Here is a 23,706-nt window from a genome sequence, read left to right as displayed (position 1 = left end):
ACCAGCGTTTCCCCTGACTGAGTGACTGGAGACCAGGTGTCCTTCACCCCCGGGCGGCTGCTGCCCCTCCTTACCCACACGAGCGGCCGGGCCGCCACCACGTGCATCTACCGCTGCGGCAACCAGTGCGCTCACGAAGCGCCCAACGAGTCTTCGAACGAGTACTTCGGTGACGTCGTCAAGGGCATGTCGCGCCGCGGCGTGTTCAAGGCCGGCGCGGTCATGGCCGCCGCGGCCGGCGGGTTCGCCGCGCTGAACGCCGGCGCCACCGCCTCCGCCGCGGTCCCGCCCGCGCTCGCCGGCAAGCGTCCCGGCCGCCCCGTGCCCGGCACGGACTTCACCCCGGTCGCGCCGAACAAGGCCGACGCGGTCGTCATCCCGGACGGCTGGGAGCAGAACGTCGTGATCCGCTGGGGCGACCCGGTCGTCACCGGCGCGCCGAAGTTCGACATCGCCAAGCAGACCGCGGCCGCGCAGGCGAAGCAGTTCGGCTACAACAACGACTTCGTCGGGCTCATCCCGCAGGACCGCCAGGGCAAGCGCTTCCTGATGGTCGTGAACCACGAGTACACGACCGAGACGCAGATGTTCCCGGCGGGCCAGTACGACTCGGCGAACCCGACCGAGGAGCAGGTGAAGATCGGCTGGGCGGCGCACGGCCTGTCGGTCGTGCTCGTGGAGAAGCAGCGCGACGGCGGCCTCCAGGTCGTGCCGAGCCGCTACGGGCGCCGCATCACCCTGGACACCACCTTCGAGGTGCGCGGCCCGGCCGCGGGCTCGAAGTACCTGAAGACCTCCGCCGACCCGACCGGCACCAAGGTGCGCGGCACCCAGAACAACTGCGCCGGCGGCGTGACGCCGTGGGGCACGGTGCTGTCCGGCGAGGAGAACTTCCACCAGTACTTCGCCAACTCGGACAAGATCACCGACCCGGTCGAGCAGGCGCGGCTGACCCGCTACGGCATCGGCAAGGGCACCTCGACCCGCAAGTGGGAGCGCTTCGACAAGCGCTGGGACGTGCCGCAGGAGCCGAACGAGGTCAACCGGTTCGGCTGGGTCGTCGAGATCGACCCCAACGACCCGAACTCGACGCCGATCAAGCACACCGCGCTGGGCCGCTTCAAGCACGAGGCCGCCAACGTCAAGATCACCAAGGACGGCCGGGTCGCCGTCTACTCCGGTGACGACGAGCGCTTCGAGTACATCTACAAGTTCGTGTCGAAGGGCAAGTACAAGCCGGGCACCAGCGCCCACGCCCGCCGCCACAACTCGGCGCTGCTCGACGAGGGCACGCTGTACGTCGGCAAGTTCACCGGCGACAGCCCGGCGAGCCAGATCGACGGCACCGGCAAGCTCCCGTCCGACGGCGAGTTCGACGGCCGCGGCGAGTGGATCCCGCTGGCCAGCGGCGACAAGTCCTTCGTGGACGGGTTCACCGCCGAGGAGGTCTACGTCTTCACGCGCCAGGCCGCGGACAAGGCGGGCGCGACCAAGATGGACCGTCCCGAGGACATCGAGCCGAACCCGGTCAACGGCCGCATCTACGCCGCGCTGACCAACAACAGCGACCGCGGCGCGGCGGGTAAGGCCGGCGTCGACGAGGCGAACCCGCGCGTCGGCAACAAGAACGGCCACGTGCTGGAGTGGGAGGAGGACCGCGGCGACGCGGCCTCGACGAAGTTCTCCTGGCGCCTGCTGCTGGTCTGCGGTGACCCGGCCACGGCCGACACCTACTTCGGCGGTTTCCCGAAGGACCAGGTCAGCCCGATCTCCTGCCCGGACAACGTGGCGTTCGACCCGTACGGCAACCTGTGGATCTCCACCGACGGCAACGCGCTGGGCATGAACGACGGACTGTTCGCGGTGCCGGTCGACGGCCCGAACCGCGGCCAGGTCAAGCAGTTCCTCACGGTGCCGATCGGCGCGGAGACCTGCGGCCCCAACGTGACGAGCGACTTCGTCACGGTCGCGGTGCAGCACCCCGGTGAGGGCGGCACCGTGCAGAACCCGCAGTCGCACTGGCCGGACGGCGGCGACAACCTGCCCCGCCCGGCGGTGGTTTCGGTGTGGCGCAAGCGCCGCTGACCGCAGGCTGAAGGAGCCCCGGGGAACGCGCTTCCCCGGGGCTTCGTCGTACCGGCGTGAACGAGACGTTGCAACGGCTGATCGACGTCCTGCCGCCGCCGCTCGCCCGGCCGGAGCCGCCGCCCTGGGACCGCGCCGTCGAGGAGATCGGCTTCCAGTTCCCGTCCGACTACCGGGCCTTCGTCGATCGCTACGGCGAGGGCGCGATCAACGACGAACTGTACGTCAGGTGCCCGACCAAATTTCCGTATCAACCCGGGGTGTCTCCAGGCTTCACCGGCTACCTCGAATCGAGGGTCGAGAACGCCGGCGACGCGTACCGCAGCATGCGCGAGGACTTCCCGGAGGACTACCCCTACCCGATCTTCCCGGAGCCGGGCGGGCTGCTGGAATGGGGCGGGACCGGCGGTGGTGACCACCTGTTCTGGCTCACCGAAGACGAGGATCCGGACCGTTGGCCCGTCGTCATCTGGTGGCGCAACCTCGACCCGTGCTTGGAGTCCTTTCCCGGCGGAACCGTCGAGTTCCTGCTCACCGTCGCCGAGCGGCGCCACGAGTACACCGAGCACCTGCTCTGGGGTACGACCGGTATGCGGTGGCACCCCGCCGGCGACTGGAAGGTGCGGTACCCGTACCCGGGCTGAACCCTCACGCCCGGTCCGGCTTGGGCCGGGCGCCCAGCACCAGCGCGACGAGCGCCCCGGCGAGCATGCAGGCGCCGACGACCCACAGGCCGGTCCGCTGCGACCCGGTCAGGTCCCGCAGCCAGCCCGTCACGTACGGCGCGGCGAAGCCGGAGATGTTGCCCAGCGAGTTGATCAGCGCGATGCCGCCCGCGGCCGCCGCGCCGGAGAGGAACGTCGAGGGCAGCGCCCAGAACGTCGGCAGCGCCGCGCACACCCCCACGGCGCAGATCGTCACCGCGACCATCGCCGCGTACGGGTTGCCCAGGTACAGCGCGACCGGGATGGCCACGCCGCCGACGATCATCGGCAGCGCGACGTGCCACTTCCGCTCCCGCGTGCGGTCGCCGTGCCGCGCCCAGAAGACCATCAACACCGCGGCGATGACGTACGGGATCGCGGTGACCAGCCCGGCCTGCACGGTGGACAGCTTCGTGCCGAACTCCTGGCCGAACCCGGCGATGATCGTCGGCAGGAAGAAGCCCAGCGCGTACAGGCCGTAGGCGATCGCGAAGTACACGAACGCCAGGCCGAGGATGCGCGGGTGGGTCAGCGCCTTGCGCAGCGGCCAGTGGTGCTCGGCCTCGGTCGCCTTGCGCTCGTTGTCCAGTTCGGTCGTCAGCCAGCGGCGCTCGTCCTCGGTGAGCCACTTCGCCTGCTCCGGGCGGTCGGTCAGGTAGAACCAGGTCGCGAACGCGAGCAGGATCGCCGGGATGCCCTCGACGAGGAACATGAACCGCCACCCGGACAGCCCGAACACGCCGTGCCCGTGCGCGATCAGCAGGCTGGACACGGTCGCCCCGATCGCCGAGGACACCGGCACGGCGGCCATGAACAGGGCGACGGCCTTGGCCCGCTGCGCCGTCGGGAACCAGTACGTCAGGTACAGGATGATGCCGGGGAAGAAGCCCGCCTCGGCGACGCCGAGCAGGAACCGCATGATCACCAGCGTCGTGGGGTTGGGCACGAACGCCAGCGCCGTCGCGACGATCCCCCAGGTGATCATGATCCGGGCCAGCCAGCGGCGCGCGCCGAACCGGTGCAGCGCCAGGTTGCTGGGCACCTCGAGCGTCAGGTAGCCGAGGAAGAAGATCCCGGAGGCGAACCCGAACGCGGTCGCGGTCAGGCCGAGCTCGGTGTTCATCCCGTTCGGCCCCGCGAAGCCGATGTTGACGCGGTCCAGGTAGTTCACGAAGTACAGCAGGGCAAGGAAGGGCATGATCCGCAGCGCGACCTTGCCCAGCACGCGGTCACCCTCGGCGATCGTCCTCGTCGACATCCCCGCATTGCATGCCACGTTCGAGTGGTTCGTCAAGATCTGCCCAGAACACGTTCGATCTCGTTGCGCGGGTACGGCGTCATCCGGCTCTCGGTGTGCAGCCGGAAGTAGAAGTCGTTGACGAGCGCGGCGACCGGCGCGTGCCGCCGCACGACGTCCGCCGCCGCGGGTGGCAGCGCGGGGAGGTCACCGGTGCGGATGGCCGTGTTGCGCAGCGGGACGTCGGCGATGCCGCCGAGCTCGCGCACGATCCAGTTCACCAGGTGGGTGAGCACGTAGCTCCGGTCGTGGGTCGCGTGGTCGGCGAGGAACCGGCGCTCGGCGGTGGTGAGGTCGAACCGGGACGCGGCCGCCAGCCCGAAGTCGGTGAGGTAGAGCCGTTCGCCGTCGGTGAGGGTGTTGCCGAAGTGCGCGTCGAAGTGCCACAACCCGAGCCGGCTCAGCGACCGGGTGATGGCCGTCAGGTCCCGCTCGGCCATCCCGCACGCGCCCTCGTGCATCCAGCCGTGCAGGTCGTGCGGCACGTGTTCGAGGAACAGCACCAGGTCGGCCGGCGCCGCGGCGAGCGCCTCCAGCCGCCGCCGCACGCCCGGGTGGCCGTGCCAGAACGCGACCCGCTCCGCCCGCTCGGCCGCGGTCGGCACCGGCCGCGGCCCGGCGTCGAGGACGCGCCAGTGGTGCAGCAGCAGGAAGTTCTCGCTGCCGCCGGCGAGCACGTCGTCGCTGGTCAGCACGTGCGCGGCCAGTTCGCGCCAGGCCCCGCCGCCTGCCGAGCCGACCCCGTAGTGCGACCACACCGGCAGCCCGTAGTGGTCGGCGGTCGAACCCGGGCGCGCCAGCTCGACCTCGGTGACCGGCACCCGCTTCACGAAGACCGGCACCCCGCCGACGTCGGCGAGCCAGGTGGTGCCGCCGATGCCCGCGCCGAGCGGCCGGGCGGACTCCAGCGACGCGGTCAGCCGCGGGTCGCTGAGCTGCGCCAATGCGGCGGAGACCCGGGCGTGGCGCGCCCGCCGGGCGCGGAGGGACTGCGACAACGGGATCTCCTCCAGCGGTCCGGGATCAACCACCTAACGTAGGGGCATGCCGGAAAGTCCCCTCGCCATCGTGACCGGTGCCTCCCGCGGGATCGGCGCCGCCGTCGCCCGCGCCCTCGCGCCCGCGTACCGCGTGCTGCTCGGCGGCCGCGACGTCGACGCGCTCGCCGAACAGGCCGCCGAGTCGGCGAACGCCGAGCCGTGGCCGGTGGACCTGAGCGACCTCGACGGCGTGCGTGCGGCGGTCGCCGGCATCGACCGCCTGGACGTGCTCGTGCACTCGGCGGGCACGGCCGAGCTGGGCACCGTCGAGCAGGCCGCGCCCTCGGCGTGGCGGAAGAACTTCGAGGTCAACGTCGTCGCCGTGGCGGAGCTGACCCGGCTGCTGCTGCCCGCGCTGCGGGCCGCGCACGGGCACGTGGTGATCATCAACTCCGGCCAGGGCCTGTCCGCCCGCGCGGGCTGGGGCCCGTACGCGGCGAGCAAGCACGCGGTGCGCGCGTTCGCCGACGCGTTGCGCGCCGAGGAGCCCGGCATCCGCGTCACCTCGGTCTACCCCGGCCGGACCGACACCGAGATGCAGCAGGCGATCATCGCGGGCGAGGGCAAGGAGTACGCCCCGGACCAGTACCTCCGGCCGGACTCGGTCGCCGCGGCGGTGCTGTCCGCGGTCACCGCCGGCCCGGACGCGCACATCTCCGACGTGACCATCCGGCCCCGCCCGCACTAGACGTCGGGTCCGAGTGAGCCGACGAACTCGCGGAAGTCGCCGGCCAGCGCGTCGAACTCCGCGCGCGTGCAGGTCAGCACGGCGCGGACGACGGCGCGCTGTCCAGCCCCCTCGCCCATCGCGAGGTGGACCTCGCTGCGCACGAACGTTTCGTCGCCGACCGTGAACCGCAGTTCCTGCACGAAACCGCCGTCGCCGATCTCCTCGCCGCTGAGCACGGTCACCTCGTCGGCCGTTTCGCGCAGTTCCTCCGCGGATTCGGCGGCGACCTCGCGCAACGGCGTGGCGACCGGCCACATCCCGCCGGTCAGCATGATCCCGGCGGTGGCCGACCGCACCGCGGCGAAGGCGGCGTCCCGCGACGGCACCGGTTCCCAGCCGTCGGGCAGTCCGAAGTGGACCGGAACGGGCAGTGTCATCCGAACAACCCCTTGAGGGACTTGCCGACGTCGGCGACGTCCTCGCCGAAGTCCTTGATGCCTTCGCCTGCGGCCTCGATGCCGTCGCCGACCGCGTTCGCGGCCGACTTCGCGGTCTCCGCGACCTTGTGCCCGTCGACCTGCAGGTCGAACCCGACCTCGCCGCCGATCCCGAGCGCCGCCCCGGCGTTGCCCTTGATGTGGAACTTGCCGTCCTCGCCCTTGCCGACGGTGAACCCGGCCTCGGCGCCGAGACCGGCCCAGCCCTCCGCGGTCGCGCCCGCCCCGACGCCGCCGACGTCGACGGCGCCACGCACGCTGCCGCGCGCCCCGGCGAACACGCCGGCCTTGGCCTCGACCACTTCCTTCGTGGCTTTGAGCCCGGCGCGGCCGCGGACGCCGAACATGCCTTCCGCCTTGCCGTCGAGACCGAGGATGCCGTAGTCGACGCGGCCGGTCGCGGTGCTCTTGACGCCGTCGATGGTCTCGGCCTCCAGGATGAGGCCCTTGTTGTTCAGCGCCGCCTGGAGGTTGGTCTCGATGCCGACCATGGTCTCGACCTTGCCGGTGAGCGTCAGGTCGCCCTTCTGGAGCTTGCCCTCGGCGACCTGGTGCAACAGGTAGGCGTAGTAGCGGTAGCGGCCCAGCTTGCCGTGCTCCGGCGGGATGAACTTGCTGCCGTTCTCCCACGTCTTGATCGACGAGCTGCCACTGGCGTCCCACCCGCTGGTGATCGCGTCGACGAGACCGCCGATCGCGCTGCCGGCCGCGGCCTCGATCGTGCCGATGACCCGCGCGGCGTCGACGGCTTCGCGTTCCAGCTGGTCACGGGCCCGGTCGAGCACTTCCCGCGCCTGCTGCTGGAGCTGCTCACCCTGCCGCACCGCTTCTTCCGCGGCGTCCTCGGCGGCCTGCCCGGCGGCTCGCTCGAGGGCGCGGCGGCCGTCGTTCCACAGCTCGATCGCCTCCCGGGCCTGCTCCTGCGCCCAGCGCAGCGTGTCGGCGTAGCGGCTCAGCCCGCCCGCGGCGGCCGCCAGGCTGTCGGCCGCCTTCAGCCACTGCGGAGGCAGCCGGTCGACCAGCTCGCCGAAGGCGTCGGAGGCCGCGCCCTGCCAGCCCGGCACGCCGAAGCCGGCCAGCCCGGAGCCGACGCCCTCGAACTGCTTCGCCTGGTCGAGCAGGGTGCGGACGTGCTCGACGATCGTGTCCGGAGAGCCGGGGACGAGCGCGCGCGGATCGTCGGTGGAGCCGAGCTCCGCGCTCACCGCCCGGCCCGGCGGATGGCGGCCTCGTTGTCGAGCTCGGTGCCCTGGAACAGCGTGGCCGTGTCCCGCAGCGCGGTGCCCGTCAGGCCGACCCGCTCCTGCAGCAAGCGCGCGGCGATGCGTGCCAGCCCGGTGAACTCGCCGAGCCTGCTCGCCAGAGCGGGGTCGCCGTAGACGTCCGCCGTCGCCGCAATCCCGGCGAGCGGCGAATCGTCCAATTTGGCCAGTACGTCACCTAAGTGACCTGCGGCTTTGTTCAGCTCATCCGGCTCGGCGTCAAGAACTCCCCACACGTGCTCCGATGTAAGCCAGCGGGCGGGAACGGGCGGTGAACGAGCGTGTGAGCGGGGGTGAACCGGCCGCGAAGATCAAGATCGCGCGATTCCGTTGTGCAACGTTTTGACCACGGTGTCCACAATGCCGTGCCGGGGCACGCCGGACAGCTCGCCCTCGGTGTGCCCGGTGTACACCAGCGCCCACAACACGCGCTGGATCCATTGTGGAGTGAGCCCGGGGTCGAACACGCCCTCCGCCTGCCCGCGTTCGATGAGGTCGATCACCGGATCGTCCGGCGGCGGCCCGCCGTCCGGGCCGTGCTCGGCCAGCACCCGCGGGTCGCCGAACAGGAAGACCAGCCGGTCCCCGACCGCCACCATCGCGGCGACCAGCCTGCGCATGGCGTCCAGCGCCGGCCCCTGGTCGATGGCGGCGTCGGCGACGGAGGACTCGATGGCGGCGATCGAGTCCTCGACCGCGGCCTTGATCAGGGTCGCGCGGTCCGGGAAGTAGCGGTGCAGGGTGGTCCGCCCGACTCCGGCCGCGTCGGCGATCTCGGCGAGTTTCGCCTGGTAGTCGCGACCGAGGAGGGTCGCGGCGGCGCTGAGGATGGCGCTGCGGGTCCGGTCGCGGGTGCTCACGGCGACAAACTACCGCCTTGCCATATTGGGTCGCGAGAGTACTGTTGTGGAACACAAATGTTCCACTCTGGGGAGGGCGAAATGCGGATCCTGGTGACCGGCGCGACGGGCAACGTGGGCAGGCTGGTGGTGGACGAGCTGCTCGCCGCGGGCGCGTCCGAGGTGCGGGCGCTCACCACCGATCCGGTGCGGGCCGCGCTGCCGCCCGAGGTGGAGGTGGTCGAGGGCTACCTCGGGCGCGTCGAGACGCTGCCCCGCGCGCTGGAGGGCGTGGACCGGATGTACCTGGCGCCGCTGACCCGGACGGTGCGGGAGGTGACCGCGCTGGCCAGGGAGGCCGGCGTGACGCGGATCGTCGACCTCGCCGGGCCGGAGGGCAGCTGGTGGTACGACATCGAGAAGGCGGTCGAGCACTCCGGCATCCCGTGGACGCACCTGGAAGCCGGCGAGTTCATGACGAACACGACGATCTGGGCCGACCAGATCCGGAGCCGCGGCGAGGTGCGCGAGGCGTACCCGCGGGCGGCGAACGCGCCGATCGCGCTGGAGGACATCGCGGCCGTCGCGGCGAAGGCCCTGCTGGAGGACGGCCACGAAGGCGCGGCGTACGGGCTGACCGGGCCGGAGACGCTCACCCGCGCGGAGCTGGTGGAGCAGATCGGGCAGGCGCTGGGGCGGGAGATCCCGCTGGTCGAGGTCTCCCACGCGGACGCGCTGGCCGACCTGACGGAGACGATGGGCGCGGACGCGGCCGCCTGGTACCTGGACGGTTGCGCCGAGATGGCGGAGCACCCGCAGCCGGTTTCGCCTGCGGTGTCGCGGGTGCTGGGCCGCCCGGGCATGAGGTTCGCCGAGTGGGCGGCCGCGCACGTGTCGTTGTTCCGTTAGGCCCGCAAGCGGGCAGCGGCGTTGCGCGAGAGGTTAGGCGCGCAAGCCGGTGGCGGCGCGCGGATTGCCCTTGCCGCGGTCGCGCACGTCTGGCCGGTCAGGCGTGAGGTTCGCCGAGTGGGCGGCCCTCCACGTGTCGTTGTTCCACTAGGCGCGCAAGCGGGCGGCCGCATCGCGGGCGGCGGACTGGACCTTGCCCCGGTCGACGTGCACCGGCTCCCGGTCCGACACCACCTGTTCGCCTGCCACCCAGACGTCCCGGACCTGCCGCGAGCCCGACGCCCACACCAGGTTCGAGATCACCTGCTCGTCCGGCTCGTCCAGGCCGGTCGCGAACGCCGGGCCGTCCGGGTCCACGTGCACGAAGTCGGCCCAGCGGCCGGGCTCCAGCGCGCCGATGTCGGTCCGGCTCAGCGCGTCCGCGCCGCCGCGGGTGGCCAGCAGCAGCGCGTCCTTCGCCCGCAGCGCGGTCGAGTCCTGTGTGGACAGCCGGGCGAGCATGGCGGAGAGCTGGACCTCCTCCCACAGGTCGAGGTCGTCGTTGCTGGCCGGGCCGTCCGTGCCCAGCCCGACCGCGACGGCCGCCGCCCGCAGGTCCGTCAGCCGCGCGATGCCGGACGCCAGCTTCGCGTTCGACCCGGGGCAGTGCGCCACCCCGGTCCCCCGCGCGGCGAACAACGCGATGTCCTGATCGGACAGGTGGACGGCGTGCGCGGCGAGCACCCGCCCGCCCAGCATGCCGACCTCCTCCAGCAGCTGCGGCACCGAGCCGAACTCCGCGCGCTGCCGGGCGTCCTCGTCCGCCGCCTCGGCCACGTGGATCTGCACCAGCGCACCCCGCGCCGCGGCGGATTCGGTGACCTGCCGCAGCGCCTCGACCGGCAGCATGTACGCCGAATGCGGCGCGTAGGACAGCTCGATCCGCTCACCGGGGCCGAACCGCAGGCCGTCGGCGTCGATCCAGCGGTCCGCCACCTCGATCATCCGCCGCCAGTCGACGCCGGGCAGGTCGATGATCGGCCCGCCGAGCACCGCCCGCGCGCCGGTCTCCAGCACCGCCTCGGCCATCTGCTCGGCGAAGAAGTACATCTCCGCGCTCGTGGTGACGCCGTGCCGGAGCATCTCGACCGAACCGAGCAGCATCCCGGCACGCACGTCCTCCGCGCGCAGCTTCGCCTCGGCAGGCCAGATGATCTCGTTGAGCCAGCGCAGCAGCGGCAGGTCGCCACCCATCCCCCGGAGCAGGGTCATCGGGCTGTGCGCGTGCGCGTTGATCAGGCCGGGCAGGAGGATCCCGGTCAGCTCGGTGACCGGCAGATCGCCGGGCGCCTCGGCGGCGGGACCGCAGAACGTGATGCGCCCGTCGTCGCCGACGTCCACCACGCCGTCCCGGATGACCGAGCAGGCCGGATCGCAGGGCAGGACGACGGGGGCGCGGAAGCGTTGCGGCATCCTGGGATTCTAGGTCTCCTGCCGGGCCGTGGCGGCCAGCGACCCGAGCAGCGCGAGGGCTTCGGCGCTCGGCGAACCCGGTTCGGCGTGGTAGACGACGAGCTCCTGCCCCGGACTGGACCGGACATCGAAGGTCTGCATGGTCAGGGTCAGCGGGCCGACCTCGCGGTGCACGAACTCCTTGCGCTCCAGGCTCTTGCCGCGGGCGTCGTGACCGGTCCACAGCTCGGCGAACTCCGGGCTGGCCGCGAGCAGTTCGGCGAGCACTTGCCGGACCCGCGGGTCGTCCGGGTTCTTGCCGTAGCCGAGCCGGAAACCGGCGACCGAGTTGCGCGCCACCTCGTGCCAGTCCCGGTAGAAGGTTCGCGCGGCCGGGTCGGTGAACACGACGTGCATCAGGTTGCGCGAGTGCGCCCAGTCGTGGAACAGCGCGTCGGCGATCGCGTTCGAGGCGAGCACGTCGTAGGCGAGGTTGTAGACGATGGCGGGGTTGTCCGGCCAGGCGCTCATCAGCTGCAGCAGGCTCGGATCAACGCGAGCGGGCACCGCGGTGAGGCGGGTGCGCGGGCTGAGCCCGGCGAGGCGGAACAGGTGCTGGCGGCCGTCCTCGCCGAGGCGGAGCGCGGCGGCCAGTGCGTCGACCACCTGCGCCGACGGGGTGCGCTCGCGGCCCTGCTCCAGGCGGACGTAGTAGTCCACGCTGACGCCGGCCAGCAGCGCCACCTCCTCGCGGCGCAGACCGGGCACGCGGCGCTGGCCGGTGCTGGGGAGGTTGACCTCGTCCGGGCGCACCTGGGACCGCCGGGAGCTGAGGAAGTCGCCGAGTTCGGACCGTGCCATGACGCGATCGTAGGTCCGCGACGGCGGTGCTACCTGGGTGCAGCGCTCCCAGGAAGACCGCGCCCTGCCACGGTCCGGCCGGCCGGGCCACCGTCGGTGCCATGAGCAAACTGGATCTCACCGGGCGGGTCGCCGTCGTCACCGGCGCGGCGCGCGGCATCGGCCGGGCGTGCGCGGAGTTGCTGCGCTCGCGGGGCGCGCGCCTCGTCGTCACCGATCTGCGGGAGTCCGTGCACGAGCTGGCGGCCGACGACGTGGCGGTGCTCACCGGCGACGTCGCGGACGAAGAACTGGCCCGCGCCACGATGCGGCTCGCCGTGGAGCGGTTCGGGCGGCTGGACGTGCTGGTGAACAACGCCGGGCGGACGCTGAACAAGCCGGTCACCGAAACCAGCGTCGAGGACTTCGAGGCGATCCTGCGGGTCAACGCGCGCGGCAACTTCGTGCAGGCGCGGGAGGCGTTCCGGGTGATGGCGGCCGCCGGTGGCGGGTCCATCGTGTCGATCGCGTCGGTGTCGTCGGTGGTGGCGTTCGAGACGCAGACCGCCTACGCCGCGTCGAAGGGCGCGCTGGCCCAGATGACGCGGGTGCTCGCCATCGAAGGCGGACCGGCCGGGATCCGCTCGAACGCCGTCCTGCCGGGCGTCATCGACACCGACATCATGGAGGGGGTGGTCGACAACGGCCGCGAAATGCTCGCCTCGTTCGGCCCCGCCCACCCGATCGGCCGCATCGGCACGGCCGACGAGGTCGCCGAAGCGGTGGCGTTCCTGTCCTCCGATGCGGCGAGCTTCATCACCGGCGCGCTGCTCCCGGTCGACGGCGGCTGGACGGCGCAGTGACTCAACGCGGCAGCATGGGTTCGAGGCTGGTGGCCAGGTCCTGAGCCGCCGCGCAGGCCTCCGCCTGCAGGTCGGCGGAGAGCAACACGACGGTCGTGGCGGCCGGGGCGTGCCCGGGGACGTCGAGCACGACCTCGCACGTTCCGGGGCCGGTGAACTGGCCGATCAGCGCCTTGCGGCCGTTGACGTCGAGCGGCGCCGCCTCTGCCGGTTCCCCCTGCTCGTGCTCCAGGGCGATGCTCACGGTGCCGTAACCCGGCCTGGACGCGCCGCACTCGTTCCGCACGCCGATCGGCCTGCCCGGCGTGAACCCCTGTCCGGCGAGCAGCTGGTCCAGGACGGCACAGGCGGCCAGCGGCTCCAGCGGGTCCGCGGTCGGTGCCGCCGTCGTCGGCGCCGGCCTGTCGCTGTCGGGTGCTGAGCAGGCCCCGAGACCGGCCATCACGACGACCGAAACCACCCACGCCGCCCTGCGCCCCATAAACGGACAGCCTGCACCCTGCGCGGCTAGTCCACCAGCCCGCTGCGCCACGCCCAGGCCGCGACCTCGACCCGGTTGCGCGCGCCGACCTTGCCCTGCACCGCGGCCAGGTGCGTCTTCACCGTCGACAGGGACATGTACAGCTCGGCCCCGATCTCGGTGTTCGTCAGGCCGCGGGCCGCCGCCTTCACCACGTCCAGCTCGCGCGCGGTCAGCGGTTCCTTCGGCGGATCGACCTGCCGCCGGGCGGACGCGCCCTCGAAGTGCTTCAGCAGCCGCACCGTCACCTGCGGCGACACCAGCGCGTCGCCGCGGTGGGCGGCTCGGATCGCTTCGATCAGCAGCGCCGGTCCGGCGTCCTTGAGCAGGAAGCCGCTCGCGCCGTTGCGCAGCGCGGTGTGCACGTACTCGTCCAGGTCGAAGGTCGTCACCACCACGACCTTCAGCGGGTCGGCGACGTCCGGCCCGGCCAGCTGGCGCGTCACCTCCAGCCCGTCCAGCCCGGGCATCCGGATGTCCAGCAGGCACACGTCCGGCCGCAGCTCGCGCGCCTTCGTCACCGCCGCCACGCCGTCCTCGACGTCGGCGACCACCTCGATGTCGTCCTGCGCGTCGAGGATCATCCGGAACCCCATGCGCACCATGCTCTGGTCGTCGGCGATCAGTACGCGAATCAAGCCTTTTCCTCCACCGGCAACCATGCCTCCACCACCCAGCCCCCGTCCGGCGCCGGGCCCGCGGCGAGCCGGCCGTGCAGCAGCTCGACCCGCTCGCGCATCCCGACGAGACCGTATCCCCCGGAACCTCCGGCCGGACGCGTCACCACCTGGTGTCCGTCGTCGGCCACCCGGATGTGCAGTTCGCCGTCCCGGACCTCGGCCAGCACGCATGCCCGGGTCGCGCCCGCCGCGTGCTTGCCGATGTTCGTCAGCGACTCCTGCACCAGCCGCAGCGCCGAGCGCGCCACCTCCTGCGGCAGGTTCGCGGGCACCCGCACGTCGGCCTCCGTGGGGACGCCGTGGTGCCCGGATTCCACGAGCCGCCGCAGGTCCGCGTCCAGGTCCATGGTGGCCTGGTCGGTGACCGCCTCCCCGCCCGCGCGCATGCTGCCGACCAGCCGCCGCATCGCGGTCATCGCCTCGGTGCCAGCGGCCTCGATGCGTTCGATGACCTCCAGCGCGACCTTCGGGTTCTGGTCGGCGATCACCTTCGCCGCCTGAGCCTGCACGATGATCCCGGTGACGTGGTGCGCCACCAGGTCGTGCAGTTCCCGCGCCAGCGCCATGCGCTCGGAGTTCTGCGCGTCGGCGACCGCGGCCTCGACCACCTTGCGCCGCTCGGAGTCGCGGGCCCGGAAGTACAGCCCGGCGGCCACCGCGATCCCGAGCACGAGCACCGCGGCGATCACCAGGTCGCGCAGGTCCGACATGTCCGCCCGGCCCCGGCCGCTCACCACCGTGGTGAGCGTCGTGAACGCGACCGCGGCCGACATCAGCGCGATCGCGCCCCACGCCCGCTTCGGCTCCACCGACCGGACCAGCAGGACCACGACGATGATCCCGGCGACGATCTCGGTGAACGGCAGCGCGCCGTAGCCCAGCAGGTACTGGCGCGGCGCGATCCACAGCGCAGCCGAGGTGGCGAAGATGATCCCGGCGAGCAGCAAGCCGGCGCGCAGTGGGCGGCGGGTCGCGTACACGGCCGTCGCGGCCGCGCCGAGTGAGCAGGTCAGCGCGGGCAGCGCCCGGATGTTGCTGTCCAGCAGCTGGTACAGCTCCAGGAAGACGGGCAGGCTGAGCGCGCCGATCAGCGGCCACTGCTCGCGCACCAGGTCACGCACCGCGCTCTCCTTGCGCGGCGCCTGCCCGCGCCGGAACTGCAGCCCGGCGAGCACCACGGCGACCAGCAGCACCATGCCGAGCAGCATCGTCTCGCTCAGCCCGCGGCTGCCCGAGCCGTTGCGGTAGGCGGTGGCGAACAGGGTGGCGAGCACCAGCGTGGCGGTGCCGACGATGGACTCCGCCCACCGCACCCGCCGCACGCAGAAGAACACCAGCTCCAGCCCGGCGACGGTCTCGCTCAGCGACACGTTGCTCAGCAGCGTCGTGTACGCCGCCGCGTCGGTCGCCCGGATCAGGAAGGTCGACGCGAACAACGTCGCGGCGCCCGCGAACACGGCCACCGCGGGCCGCGTCCGAGCCCACAACGCACACGCGCCCAGCGCGACCATCCCGGGCAGCAGCAGGAGATCCCGGCCCCGCGGTCCCAGCGAGTCCACACTGGCCGGCAGCACCACCGCGAGATCGCACAGGAAGGCGGCGAGCAGCAGGACGCCTTCGAGACCCAGCCATCGCCAGGCCGAGGTCACGCGATCAGAGAACGGCACAACGGAACGGTAGAGGATCCGCGCCTCCCCGCACCTTGGCCGCCCGGCCACCCCGTATCGGCCGATCGGCCGATCCCGGCACCCCACCCCACCTGTGAACCTGCTGTGCGGGAACAACGGAAGGGGAAGGTTCATGACTCCACAAGGGAGTGTCGTGTTGTCCGGGCGGGGGCTCGTCAAGCGGTACGGCGAGCAGGTGGCGCTGGCCGGCGTCGACGTGGACATCCACGCCGGGGAGGCGCTCGCCGTCGTCGGCCCGTCGGGGTCGGGCAAGACGTCGCTGCTGCACGTGCTGGCCGGGATCCTGCGGCCGGACGGCGGCGAGATCCTGCTGGACGGCAGGCGCGTCGACCAGCTGTCCGAGACCAAGCGCAGCGAGCTGCGGCGCACCGAGTTCGGTTTCGTGTTCCAGCAGGGGATGCTCGTGGCCGAGCTGTCCGCGGAGGAGAACGTGGCGCTGCCGATGCTGCTCGGGGGCGCCAAGCGCCGCGAGGCGATCGGCGCGGCGCGGGAGTGGCTGGGCCGGCTCGGGCTGCGGGGCAGGGAGGGGTCCCGCCCCGGTGAGCTGTCCGGCGGCCAGGCGCAGCGGGTCGCGATCGCCCGCGCGCTGACGCACCGGCCGAAGGTGATCTTCGCCGACGAGCCGACCGGCGCGCTGGACACCCGCACCGGCAAGGACACCATGGACGCCCTGCTGGTCGCGGCCTCGGACTCGGGCACGTCGGTGGTCATCGTGACGCACGACGTGGAGCTCGCCGCGTCGCTGCCGCGCACGGTGACCATCCGGGACGGGCGCATCGCGGAGCAGGTGGGGGTGCTGCCGTGAGCCCGGTCCAGCTGGCGTTCAAGGTTCTGCGGGCGGACCGGCGGACCAGGACCGCCACCCTGCTCACCGCGGTGGGGGTCGCGGTGGCCACGGGTCTGGTCCTGTTGCTGCTGAGCCTGCCGTACGCCACGCAAGCCCGCGCCGAGCGCGCGGTGTGGCAGGAGCAGTACGGCTTCCGCGACGACGCCACGCCGACCCTGTCGATCTCGTCGAGCACCGACTACTTCGACGGCGAGCGGGTCGACCGCGTGGACGTGGCCCAGCTCGCCGGCGGGGTCGCGTTGCCAGCCGGGGTGCCGAAGTTCCCGGCGCCCGGCGAGGTCCTGGTGTCGCCGGAGCTGTACCAGGCGATGAACCGGCTGCCCGCCTCGCAGCTGGCCGACCGGTTCCCCGGCAAGGTGGTGGGCACCCTCGGCGAGGACGCCCTGCGGTTCCCGGACCAGCTCGTCGCGCTGGTCGGGCACACCCCGGAGACGATGCCGGCGAACGCGAACGAGCGGAACGGGTTCGCGCCGCCGTCGGAGGCGAGGGTGGACGCGCTGCTCACCCTGCTGGCCGGGGTCGGGGTCGTGGTGCTGCTGGTGCCGAGCCTGGTGCTCGTGGCCTCCTCGGCGCGGCTCATCGCGGCCCGGCGCGAGCAGCGGCTGGCGGCCCTGCGCCTGGCCGGCGCGACACCGGGACAGGTCGTGTCGATCACCGCGGCCGAGACCGGGATCGCCGCGGTCACGGGCGCGCTGCTGGGCTGGGCGATCAGCCCGCTGCTGTGGTCGCTGGCCCGGCTGGTGCCGTGGGACGGCGGCACCTGGCTCGCCGGTGACTTCCGCGTGCCGATCGGGCTGACCGTGTTCGTGCTGGTCGCGGTGCCCGCGCTGGTGCTGCTGGCCGCCGTGCTCGGGCTGCGGCGAGTGGTGAGCAACCCGGTCGGGGCGGTCGTGCAGCACACGCCGAAGCCGCTGCGCTGGTGGCGCCTGCTCTCGCTGCCGGCGACCGCGTTGTTCTTCTTCTTCGCGATCGAGCAGGGCGACGACGTCAACCTGATCCTGCTCGGGCTCGCGCTGATGATCGCCTCGGCGATGCTGGTCGGGCCGTACGTGACGGCGGTGATCGGCGGGTTCTTCGTGAGCCGCTGGCGCAAGCCGTCCGCGTTGCTGGCCGGGCGGCGGCTGCGCAACGACCCGCGCGGCGCCTACCGCGCCTCGGCCGGGGTCGTGCTCGCCGTGTTCACCGGGTCGATGGCGCTGACGCTGATGCCCAGCTTCGACGCGATGACCGGTGGCGGCGGGACCTACCGCGACTCGGTGCTGTCGGTGGACACCTCCGGCGAACGGGCGGGCACGATCGCCGCACAGGCCAACGCGACGCTGGAGCGCTACAACCTGCCCGCCCGCGCGGTGTCGATGCCGGAGGTGACGCTGAAGTCGGCGGACGGCTCCAGCTACGTGGGCGTGGTCGTGCCCTGCGCTGACGGGGTCAAGCTCTATCGCGTCTCGGCCACCTGCACCGGTCCGGGGGTCTACAGCACCTACCACCTGCAACTGGAAGACTTCCAGGTGTCCAGCACCTACGAGGGCACGGGAGTGCCGTTCGCGCCGGGCACCACGCTCCAGCCGCTGGCGCAGGCCGATGGCGATGGGTACGCGCCGGTGCTGATCGACCCGGCCGTGCTGCCGGCCGGGATCGTGCCGGAGGACTCGAGGGTCGCCGTCGACACCACCCCAGCCGACCGCGAGCTGGTGCGCACCGCGCTGGTCGGCGCGGCCGGCGGCGAAAGCGTGTACAGCCGGGAGCTGTACCTGGACGGCCAGCGCGACCAGCTGGACGACCTGCGCCGCGTCACCGTCATCGGGGTGACGGTCGCGGCGATCCTGGCCGGGTGCAGCGCGGCGATCGCGACCGCCGGATCGGTGATGGACCGGCGCCGCACGTTCGGGGCGCTGATGGCGGCGGGCACGCCGACGCGGGTGCTGTCGAGGGCGCTGCGGATGGAGGCCGCGCTGCCCGCGCTGGTCGCCACGATCGGGTCCGGGCTGCTGGGAATGATCGCGGGCCTCGGGTTGTTTTCGATCATTCAGGAATCCCAGAACGCCTCGGCGGTGATCAGCCCGTGGCTGGTCGCGCCGGTGGTGCTCGGGTTCGCCGTGGCGGTGCTCGCCGCGTCGGTCTGCACCCCGGCCCTGAACCGGGTGCGCGCGGAACCGCTGGCCGACGAATGAGCTCGTCCGGCCGCCCCTCGTCGGGGGAGGGGCGGCCGGTCAGCCCACGCGTTCGAAGATCAGGTCCCGGCTGATCCGGCCCTCCTGGTCGGCCCGCTGCTCGAACTTGGTGACGGGCCGCCAGCTCGGCCGCGGCGCCCAGTCGTCGAAGCGGTTGCGCAGCGCGGGCTCGGCCGAGCACACCTCGAGCATCTGCTCGGCGTAGTGCTCCCAGTCGGTGGCCATGTGCAGGATTCCGCCCGGCGCCAGCCGCGACGCCACCAGCTTCACGAAGTCCGGCTGCACCAGCCGGCGCTTGTGGTGGCGCTTCTTCGGCCACGGGTCCGGGAAGAAGATCCGCACCCCGGACAGCGAGTCCGGCTCGATGTGCTCCTTCAGCGCGATCACCGCGTCGCCGTGCAGCAGGCGCAGGTTCTCCAGGCCGAGCCGCTCGGCGCGCAGCATCAGCTGCCCGAGACCGGCCTCGTACACCTCGACCGCGACGTAGTTGACCTCCGGCTCGGCGGCCGCGAGCTGCGCGGTCGTCTCACCCATGCCGGAACCGATCTCCAGCAGCACCGGAGCCGGGCGGCCGAACCACCCGGCGAAGTCGATCGGACCGGGCGGCAGGTCGGCCACCCTGCGCCCGATGTCCGCCCACTGGCGCTCCCAGGCACGCTGCTGGCCGACCGTCATCCGGCCGCCACGCTGCACGTATGAAACGACACTCCGCAGGCGGGGTTCGTGCTCGCTCTCCACCCGCCCAAGTTAGCTGCCGTCCCTGATGCGGCCTGCGTGGCGGTGCGGGTAGCGGCCCCTCCCACCAGCCCGCCACCGCCCTCAACGGACACGCTTACGCGTGACAGCCTCGGTCAAGGCGGCCCCTTCCTCGACCACCACCCCTGGTGGACGCGCTCGCGCGGCTCCGCCCGTTCAAACCCGCGGCGGTGCCGGCTGCCCGAGTGGTGCAAGCGGCTCCGCCACTTCTCCAGAGGAAAGCCCCTAGCGGACGGCCTCGAACTCCCCCAACCGGGAACGCAGGCCGCCGACCCCGTTCACGGCGATCGGCGACGGCGTCGTGCCGGTGTGGGCCGGCAACACGTCGATCCACCCGTCGTGGCGGCTGGTGGTCAGGATCGTGGTGGGGATCTTGTGCCCGGAGCGCCCGTTCTCCGACGGCATGAACTCCCAGTACCCGGATTCGCCGTCCGCGGCCCACGGCACGTACTCCCAGCCGGGGCGCCGGGACAGCAGCTGCGCCACCCGGTCCTCGATGCGGAAACCGGTCTCCCGCGAGTCCAGCCTGCCCTCCGCGAGGGCCCGCAGCCACCAGGGCGCCGGGATCATCTCGCCCCGGGCGCTCACGGCGCGGAACAACGCCAGCACTTCGGCTTCGGCGGCGCGGTGGATCCACGCGCGCCGGATCTCCGCCGGTCTCGTCGCGGTGGCCACGATCCGGGGCAACTCCACGGCCTGCGACCATTCGAGCGCGTCGAGCGGTTCCAGAGCGGGCGGATGCGCGACGGCGCGCGGGGCGGCGATTTCCTGATCAATATCCACCGTCAAGGGTCACCTCCGTGGAGTCGCCTGACGTGGTGATTCCAGAATGCCTGGTCAGAGGCGGTGCGTCCGCTTCCTGTGAGGGCGACCACAGGTGCTTTACGCGGTATTAACCCAGGGGTCGTAACAGCATCATCCGATTAATCGATTCGACCTTTCCGAAGGTCGCCGGATGCACTACAGGCGAAGGCCCGGGCCACCCCCCGAATTCGGTGGCCCGGGCCGTTCTTCTTCCCCGTGCTCCGGTCCCCACCGGAGCGTTCCTGTGGTGGTCTTCGCTCAGGCGTCGCGCTTGCGAGCCGTGGCGACCGCGATGGCCAGCAGCCCGACGGCGACCGCCGCGAAGTAGGCCAGCGACCAGCCCTGCGACAGCACCGCGGTGGACATCGGCGCGCCCGCGTCGACGTTGCGGCCCATGTTCGACGCGCCGTCGCCGGTGAGGAACTTGTTGGCGACGTTGAACGGCAGCCACTGGTAGATGTCGTCGCCGATGCTCGGGATGAGCCGGATCAGGTCCTCGACCGCGAGCGCGTAGATCAGCAGCAGCGCGATGGCGCCGGCGCTGTGGCGGAGCAGGATGCCCACGGCCACCGCGATCACCGCGGCGAGCGCGTAGACCGCGCCGACCCCGGCCACGTTGATCCAGTCCGCGCCGGTGTCCAGCGCGAGCGGGGCGTTCGGCTTGAGCAGCAGCGCCAGTGCCCACGAGCCGAACGCGCTCAGCTCGCCGATGACCAGTGCGACCAGCGCGACCACGGTCGTCTTCGCGACCAGCGCGGCGGCCCGGTTGGGCACCGCCTGGAAGGTCGTGCGGATCGTGCCGAAGCGGTACTCGGTGGTGACCGCGAGAGCGGCCAGCACCATGATCACGGCCATGCCGAAGCTGTAGCCGAACTGGGTCGAGGCGACGGTGGCGGTGAACTCGCCCCCGTCGTCCGCGTTGCCGACGACCAGGGCGGAGAACCCGATCGTGGTGGCCAGGGCCACCAGTGCGCACCACCACGGCGAGCGGGTGGTGAACAGTTTCATCCGTTCCACGGCAAGCAAAGTCATGATGTTCGCGTCTCCCCTAGTTCGCCGGCTCGAGAGCGTGCCGGGCTTCGGTCTCCAGACCGGTGTGGTACTCCACGGAATCGCCCGTGATCTGCATGAACGCCTGCTCCAGCGAACCCGTCTGCGGGCTCAGCTCGTGCAGCACGATGCCGTTGCTCGCGGCCAGCTCGCCGATCTTCTCGCTGTCCAAACCGGACACCAGGATGCCGTCGTCGGTGTCGGTGGCGCTGTCGGCGGGCAGCAGCGAGCGCAGCTTCGCAAGCTGCGGGCTGCGCACCTTGACGGTGTTCTCGCTGGCCCTGGCCACGAACTCCTTCGTGGTGCTCTGCGAGATCAGCTTGCCCTTGCCGATGACCACGAGGTTGGAGGCGGTCAGCGCCATCTCCGACAGCAGGTGGCTGGAGACGAAGACGGTGCGGCCCTCGTCGGCGAGGCGGTGCATGAACTTGCGGATCCAGAGGATGCCCTCCGGGTCGAGGCCGTTGACCGGCTCGTCGAACAGCAGCACCTCCGGGTCGCCGAGCAGTGCCGCGGCGATCCCCAGCCGCTGCGACATGCCCAGCGAGAACCCGCCTGCGCGCTTGCCCGCGACGCTGGTCAGGCCGACGATGTCCAGCACCTCTTCGACGCGGCGCGCCGGGATGTGGTTGGACTTCGCCATCCAGGCCAGGTGCGCCCGCGCCGAGCGGTTCGGGTGCACCCACTTGGCGTCGAGCAGCGCGCCGACGGTCCGAAGTGGATTCTTCAGTTCCGTGTAACGCTTTCCGCCGATGGTCACCTGGCCGCTCGTCGGATTGTCCAGGCCCAGGATCATCCGCATGGTGGTCGATTTCCCGGCGCCGTTCGGACCGAGGAAACCGGTCACCTCGCCGGGGGCGACGTCGAATGACAGATCGTTGACGGCGAGCGTTTTTCCGTAGTGCTTGGTGAGGCCCCGTGCCTCTATCATGGTTGCTCCCCTGTGCTGGTCAAAAGCCTGTTGTTCCCCGTGCGGCTCTCATGCTGACCGATCGGGGCACGCGTGCGCGTCATCCTGTGGTTCGAACTTCCCACCCGACTGCGGTAGTAGCCTCCCGCGATTCGCGTGCGCACGGGATCGGTGATGACCCTGAATCGCCCCTGAGCTTCGGGGCCCGATTTTGTCGGGGTCGGGCGTTATCGTGCCCGCATGACGGCGAAGACGGTGCTGGTGACGGGCGCGACCAGGGGGTGCGGTCGCGCGATCGCGGTGGAGCTCGGCCGGGGTGGGGCGACGGTGTACGTCACCGGGCGTACGACCCGCGAGTCGTCGTCGCCGATGAAGCGGTCGGAGACGATCGAGGAGACGGCCGGGCTGGTGGACGCGGCGGGCGGCCGGGGCGTTCCGGTGCGGTGCGACTTCACGTCGGTGGCGGACGTGGACGCGCTGCGGGACCGGGTCGAGGCGGAGTCCGGCGGCCTGGACGTCCTGGTCGACGACGTCTGGGGTGGTGACCCGTTCGTCGACTTCGAGCGGCCGTACTGGGAGTCCAGCCTGGACGACGCGCTGACCCTGGTGCACAACGCGCTGGACACGCACCTGATCGCGCTGCACCGGCTGTTGCCGCTGGTGGTGCGGCGCCCCGGCGGTTTCGTGATCGAGGTGACCGACGGCGACGACGACGAGTACGTGGGCGCGGGCATCCCGTACTACCTGGCGAAGTGCGGGGTGCGGGCGCTCGGCAGGGCGCTGGGCGCGGAGCTGGCGGCGAAGGGGTGCGTCGGCCTGTCGGTGACGCCGGGATTCCTCCGCTCTGAGGCGATGCTGGACCTGTTCGGCGTCGCGGAGCCGAACTGGCGCGACGCGGTGACCGGCGCGGGCGGCCCGGACTTCGCGATCTCGGAGACGCCGTACTACCTGGCGCGCGGGGTGGCCGCGCTGGTGAACGACCCGGACGCGGCCCGTTTCGCCGGCCGCACGCTCGCCTCGTGGACCCTCATGCACGAGTACGACGTGACCGACGTGGACGGCACCCGGCCGGATTGGGGCCGCTGGTACGAGGAGGTCCACAAGGCGGGCCGCAACCCGGCGGAGGTGGACCCGGCCCCCTACCGGTGAGAGGATGACCGGCATGACGACCAGAAAGGGCCATGCCGCGTAGGCGCCCCGCACAGCTGCGCACCGGCCGGACGACCTGGCCGGAGCACCGCCGCATCCCGCAGGTCGGCGGGGTCTCCGCGGGCACCCTGCGCGCGATCGCCCACCTGGAACGCACCCGGCTGCACCCAGGCGCTGTCGCCGAGGCGGTGGCCGGCTGGTCCCGGTTCGTGCACGGCCCGGCCCGGCGCTTCGACGGCTACGCCCCCGAAGACTGCCCCTGCCCCGGCTGCCAGTGGGACGACCCGGTCGTGCGCCGGAAGACGGTGGCGGCGGTGCTGGCCGCACTGCCCCGTAGGGCGGCGCGTGAGCTGCGGTGCGTCCTCTGCCCGCTGGACGAGCCTTACCTGGCGCGCGCGGTGGCTGATCCGGAGACGTATCGCGTGCGAGTGCTGCTCTTGTGACGCCTCAGGGGTGCCGTCGAGGACTGCCGCTCGGCGGGGCTGCCAGTCGAGTGGCGCGGTCGCGCGTCGGAAGGGGTGGCGGCGGTGCTGGCCGCACTGCCCGGTAGGGCGGCGCGTGAGCTGCGGTCCGTCCTCCGCCCTCTGGACGAGCGTTACCTGGCGCGCGCGGTGGCTGATCCGGAGACGTATCGCGTGCGGGTGCTGCTCTTGTGACGCCTCAGGGGTGCCGTCGAGGACTGCCGCTCGGCGGG

24 protein-coding genes are annotated in these 23,706 nt (G+C 72.0%); 9 read left to right on the top strand and 15 right to left on the bottom strand.

What is annotated here, in order from left to right; all coding sequences use genetic code 11:
- Nucleotides 1-36: 36 nt before the first annotated feature.
- The gene (locus tag ABZ193_RS26260) at nt 37-2,085 is read left to right on the top strand and encodes a PhoX family phosphatase (protein WP_354711839.1); all 2,049 of its coding nucleotides are present in this window, start codon (nt 37-39) and stop codon (nt 2,083-2,085) included.
- A gap of 56 nt (nt 2,086-2,141) precedes the next feature.
- Nucleotides 2,142-2,729: an SMI1/KNR4 family protein gene (locus tag ABZ193_RS26255; RefSeq protein WP_354711833.1), complete on the top strand. Its 588-nt coding sequence runs from the start codon at nt 2,142-2,144 to the stop codon at nt 2,727-2,729.
- A gap of 4 nt (nt 2,730-2,733) precedes the next feature.
- Here ABZ193_RS26255 and ABZ193_RS26250 read toward each other — a convergent pair whose 3' ends face one another.
- Nucleotides 2,734-4,047 (bottom strand): MFS transporter, encoded by a 1,314-nt coding sequence (locus ABZ193_RS26250; protein WP_354711832.1) that lies wholly within the window; start codon nt 4,045-4,047, stop codon nt 2,734-2,736.
- A gap of 32 nt (nt 4,048-4,079) precedes the next feature.
- The gene (locus tag ABZ193_RS26245) at nt 4,080-5,117 is read right to left on the bottom strand and encodes a hypothetical protein (protein WP_354711830.1); all 1,038 of its coding nucleotides are present in this window, start codon (nt 5,115-5,117) and stop codon (nt 4,080-4,082) included.
- Between the two features lie 13 nt (nt 5,118-5,130).
- Between ABZ193_RS26245 and ABZ193_RS26240 the strand changes: the two genes are divergently transcribed.
- Nucleotides 5,131-5,814 carry an SDR family oxidoreductase gene (locus tag ABZ193_RS26240; RefSeq protein ID WP_020423013.1) on the top strand — a complete coding sequence of 228 codons (684 nt, stop codon included), beginning with the start codon at nt 5,131-5,133 and terminating at the stop codon, nt 5,812-5,814.
- On the opposite strand, the gene ABZ193_RS26235 is transcribed toward ABZ193_RS26240, so the two are convergent.
- The 4 genes from ABZ193_RS26235 to ABZ193_RS26220 all read right to left on the bottom strand — a co-directional run bounded on the left by ABZ193_RS26235 (nt 5,811) and on the right by ABZ193_RS26220 (nt 8,415).
- Nucleotides 5,811-6,233 (bottom strand): hypothetical protein, encoded by a 423-nt coding sequence (locus ABZ193_RS26235; RefSeq protein WP_020423012.1) that lies wholly within the window; start codon nt 6,231-6,233, stop codon nt 5,811-5,813. The two genes, ABZ193_RS26240 and ABZ193_RS26235, sit on opposite strands and share 4 nt — an antisense overlap.
- A complete protein-coding gene (locus ABZ193_RS26230) occupies nt 6,230-7,498 on the bottom strand; it encodes a putative T7SS-secreted protein (RefSeq protein ID WP_354711829.1) in 1,269 nt (422 codons plus the stop codon). The genes ABZ193_RS26235 and ABZ193_RS26230 overlap by 4 nt, the downstream gene beginning before the upstream one ends.
- The gene (locus ABZ193_RS26225) at nt 7,495-7,716 is read right to left on the bottom strand and encodes a hypothetical protein (protein ID WP_354711827.1); all 222 of its coding nucleotides are present in this window, start codon (nt 7,714-7,716) and stop codon (nt 7,495-7,497) included. The genes ABZ193_RS26230 and ABZ193_RS26225 overlap by 4 nt, the downstream gene beginning before the upstream one ends.
- A 150-nt stretch (nt 7,717-7,866) precedes the next feature.
- Nucleotides 7,867-8,415 carry a TetR/AcrR family transcriptional regulator gene (locus tag ABZ193_RS26220; protein ID WP_354711826.1) on the bottom strand — a complete coding sequence of 183 codons (549 nt, stop codon included), beginning with the start codon at nt 8,413-8,415 and terminating at the stop codon, nt 7,867-7,869.
- A gap of 81 nt (nt 8,416-8,496) precedes the next feature.
- Here ABZ193_RS26220 and ABZ193_RS26215 point away from each other — a divergent pair, with 81 nt between their 5' ends.
- Entirely contained in the window at nt 8,497-9,303 is an 807-nt protein-coding gene (locus ABZ193_RS26215; RefSeq protein WP_354711824.1) for an NAD(P)H-binding protein, read from the top strand.
- A 147-nt stretch (nt 9,304-9,450) separates the two neighbouring features.
- Here the strand turns inward: ABZ193_RS26215 and ABZ193_RS26210 are convergent, their stop codons facing one another.
- Together ABZ193_RS26210 and ABZ193_RS26205 are read right to left on the bottom strand one after the other, a co-directional pair.
- A complete protein-coding gene (locus tag ABZ193_RS26210; RefSeq protein WP_237335882.1) occupies nt 9,451-10,755 on the bottom strand; it encodes an amidohydrolase in 1,305 nt (434 codons plus the stop codon).
- 9 nt (nt 10,756-10,764) lie between these two features.
- Complete coding sequence (locus ABZ193_RS26205; RefSeq protein WP_020423005.1) at nt 10,765-11,595, bottom strand: helix-turn-helix transcriptional regulator; 831 nt, start codon at nt 11,593-11,595, stop codon at nt 10,765-10,767.
- Between the two features lie 101 nt (nt 11,596-11,696).
- On the opposite strand from ABZ193_RS26205, the gene ABZ193_RS26200 reads away from it, so the two are divergent.
- Nucleotides 11,697-12,437 (top strand): SDR family oxidoreductase, encoded by a 741-nt coding sequence (locus ABZ193_RS26200; RefSeq protein WP_354711822.1) that lies wholly within the window; start codon nt 11,697-11,699, stop codon nt 12,435-12,437.
- Between the two features lies 1 nt (nt 12,438).
- Here the strand turns inward: ABZ193_RS26200 and ABZ193_RS26195 are convergent, their stop codons facing one another.
- The 3 genes from ABZ193_RS26195 to ABZ193_RS26185 are packed head-to-tail and all read right to left on the bottom strand — an operon-like array spanning nt 12,439 to nt 15,304.
- Nucleotides 12,439-12,918 (bottom strand): hypothetical protein, encoded by a 480-nt coding sequence (locus tag ABZ193_RS26195; protein ID WP_354711820.1) that lies wholly within the window; start codon nt 12,916-12,918, stop codon nt 12,439-12,441.
- Between the two features lie 26 nt (nt 12,919-12,944).
- Nucleotides 12,945-13,595, bottom strand: coding sequence for a response regulator transcription factor (locus tag ABZ193_RS26190; RefSeq protein ID WP_020423002.1), 651 nt, complete (start codon nt 13,593-13,595; stop codon nt 12,945-12,947).
- Nucleotides 13,592-15,304 (bottom strand): histidine kinase, encoded by a 1,713-nt coding sequence (locus ABZ193_RS26185; protein WP_354711819.1) that lies wholly within the window; start codon nt 15,302-15,304, stop codon nt 13,592-13,594. The genes ABZ193_RS26190 and ABZ193_RS26185 overlap by 4 nt, the downstream gene beginning before the upstream one ends.
- Before the next feature lie 133 nt (nt 15,305-15,437).
- Between ABZ193_RS26185 and ABZ193_RS26180 the strand changes: the two genes are divergently transcribed.
- Complete coding sequence (locus tag ABZ193_RS26180) at nt 15,438-16,130, top strand: ABC transporter ATP-binding protein (protein WP_354711817.1); 693 nt, start codon at nt 15,438-15,440, stop codon at nt 16,128-16,130.
- Nucleotides 16,127-18,343: an FtsX-like permease family protein gene (locus ABZ193_RS26175; RefSeq protein WP_354711816.1), complete on the top strand. Its 2,217-nt coding sequence runs from the start codon at nt 16,127-16,129 to the stop codon at nt 18,341-18,343. Before ABZ193_RS26180 ends, ABZ193_RS26175 begins: the two co-directional genes overlap by 4 nt.
- Nucleotides 18,344-18,382: 39 nt before the next feature.
- Here ABZ193_RS26175 and trmB read toward each other — a convergent pair whose 3' ends face one another.
- The 4 genes from trmB to ABZ193_RS26155 form a co-directional block, all read right to left on the bottom strand.
- Entirely contained in the window at nt 18,383-19,081 is a 699-nt protein-coding gene (gene trmB / locus ABZ193_RS26170) for a tRNA (guanosine(46)-N7)-methyltransferase TrmB (protein WP_020422998.1), read from the bottom strand.
- Between the two features lie 243 nt (nt 19,082-19,324).
- Nucleotides 19,325-19,888: a hypothetical protein gene (locus ABZ193_RS26165; RefSeq protein WP_237335887.1), complete on the bottom strand. Its 564-nt coding sequence runs from the start codon at nt 19,886-19,888 to the stop codon at nt 19,325-19,327.
- Between the two features lie 273 nt (nt 19,889-20,161).
- On the bottom strand, nt 20,162-20,935 hold the full coding sequence (locus ABZ193_RS26160) for an ABC transporter permease (RefSeq protein ID WP_027936614.1): 774 nt from the start codon (nt 20,933-20,935) through the stop codon (nt 20,162-20,164).
- Between the two features lie 16 nt (nt 20,936-20,951).
- On the bottom strand, nt 20,952-21,884 hold the full coding sequence (locus ABZ193_RS26155; RefSeq protein ID WP_027933260.1) for an ABC transporter ATP-binding protein: 933 nt from the start codon (nt 21,882-21,884) through the stop codon (nt 20,952-20,954).
- Between the two features lie 219 nt (nt 21,885-22,103).
- On the opposite strand from ABZ193_RS26155, the gene ABZ193_RS26150 reads away from it, so the two are divergent.
- Both ABZ193_RS26150 and ABZ193_RS26145 read left to right on the top strand, forming a co-directional pair.
- Complete coding sequence (locus ABZ193_RS26150; RefSeq protein WP_354711814.1) at nt 22,104-23,012, top strand: SDR family NAD(P)-dependent oxidoreductase; 909 nt, start codon at nt 22,104-22,106, stop codon at nt 23,010-23,012.
- A gap of 32 nt (nt 23,013-23,044) precedes the next feature.
- On the top strand, nt 23,045-23,455 hold the full coding sequence (locus tag ABZ193_RS26145) for a hypothetical protein (RefSeq protein WP_354711813.1): 411 nt from the start codon (nt 23,045-23,047) through the stop codon (nt 23,453-23,455).
- Nucleotides 23,456-23,706 lie beyond the last annotated feature (251 nt).

The organism is Amycolatopsis sp. NPDC006125 (assembly GCF_040614195.1).
Lineage (GTDB): Bacteria > Actinomycetota > Actinomycetes > Mycobacteriales > Pseudonocardiaceae > Amycolatopsis_E > Amycolatopsis_E tucumanensis.
The sequence above is the reverse complement of the archived record's forward strand: the minus strand, read 5'-3'. Positions and strand labels throughout refer to the sequence as shown.

Excerpts from the sequence above, each read along its gene's own strand:
- ABZ193_RS26250 (WP_354711832.1), bottom strand. The coding sequence starts at position 4,047 with ATGTCGACGAGGACGATCGCCGAGGGTGACCGCGTGCTGGGCAAGGTC.
- ABZ193_RS26155 (WP_027933260.1), bottom strand. The coding sequence starts at position 21,884 with ATGATAGAGGCACGGGGCCTCACCAAGCACTACGGAAAAACGCTCGCC.
- ABZ193_RS26235 (WP_020423012.1), bottom strand. The coding sequence starts at position 6,233 with ATGACACTGCCCGTTCCGGTCCACTTCGGACTGCCCGACGGCTGGGAA.
- ABZ193_RS26205 (WP_020423005.1), bottom strand. The coding sequence starts at position 11,595 with ATGGCACGGTCCGAACTCGGCGACTTCCTCAGCTCCCGGCGGTCCCAG.
- ABZ193_RS26240 (WP_020423013.1), top strand. The coding sequence starts at position 5,131 with ATGCCGGAAAGTCCCCTCGCCATCGTGACCGGTGCCTCCCGCGGGATC.
- ABZ193_RS26215 (WP_354711824.1), top strand. The coding sequence starts at position 8,497 with ATGCGGATCCTGGTGACCGGCGCGACGGGCAACGTGGGCAGGCTGGTG.
- ABZ193_RS26195 (WP_354711820.1), bottom strand. The coding sequence starts at position 12,918 with ATGGGGCGCAGGGCGGCGTGGGTGGTTTCGGTCGTCGTGATGGCCGGT.
- ABZ193_RS26145 (WP_354711813.1), top strand. The coding sequence starts at position 23,045 with ATGCCGCGTAGGCGCCCCGCACAGCTGCGCACCGGCCGGACGACCTGG.
- ABZ193_RS26200 (WP_354711822.1), top strand. The coding sequence starts at position 11,697 with ATGAGCAAACTGGATCTCACCGGGCGGGTCGCCGTCGTCACCGGCGCG.
- ABZ193_RS26160 (WP_027936614.1), bottom strand. The coding sequence starts at position 20,935 with ATGACTTTGCTTGCCGTGGAACGGATGAAACTGTTCACCACCCGCTCG.
- ABZ193_RS26210 (WP_237335882.1), bottom strand. The coding sequence starts at position 10,755 with ATGCCGCAACGCTTCCGCGCCCCCGTCGTCCTGCCCTGCGATCCGGCC.
- ABZ193_RS26180 (WP_354711817.1), top strand. The coding sequence starts at position 15,438 with ATGACTCCACAAGGGAGTGTCGTGTTGTCCGGGCGGGGGCTCGTCAAG.
- ABZ193_RS26150 (WP_354711814.1), top strand. The coding sequence starts at position 22,104 with ATGACGGCGAAGACGGTGCTGGTGACGGGCGCGACCAGGGGGTGCGGT.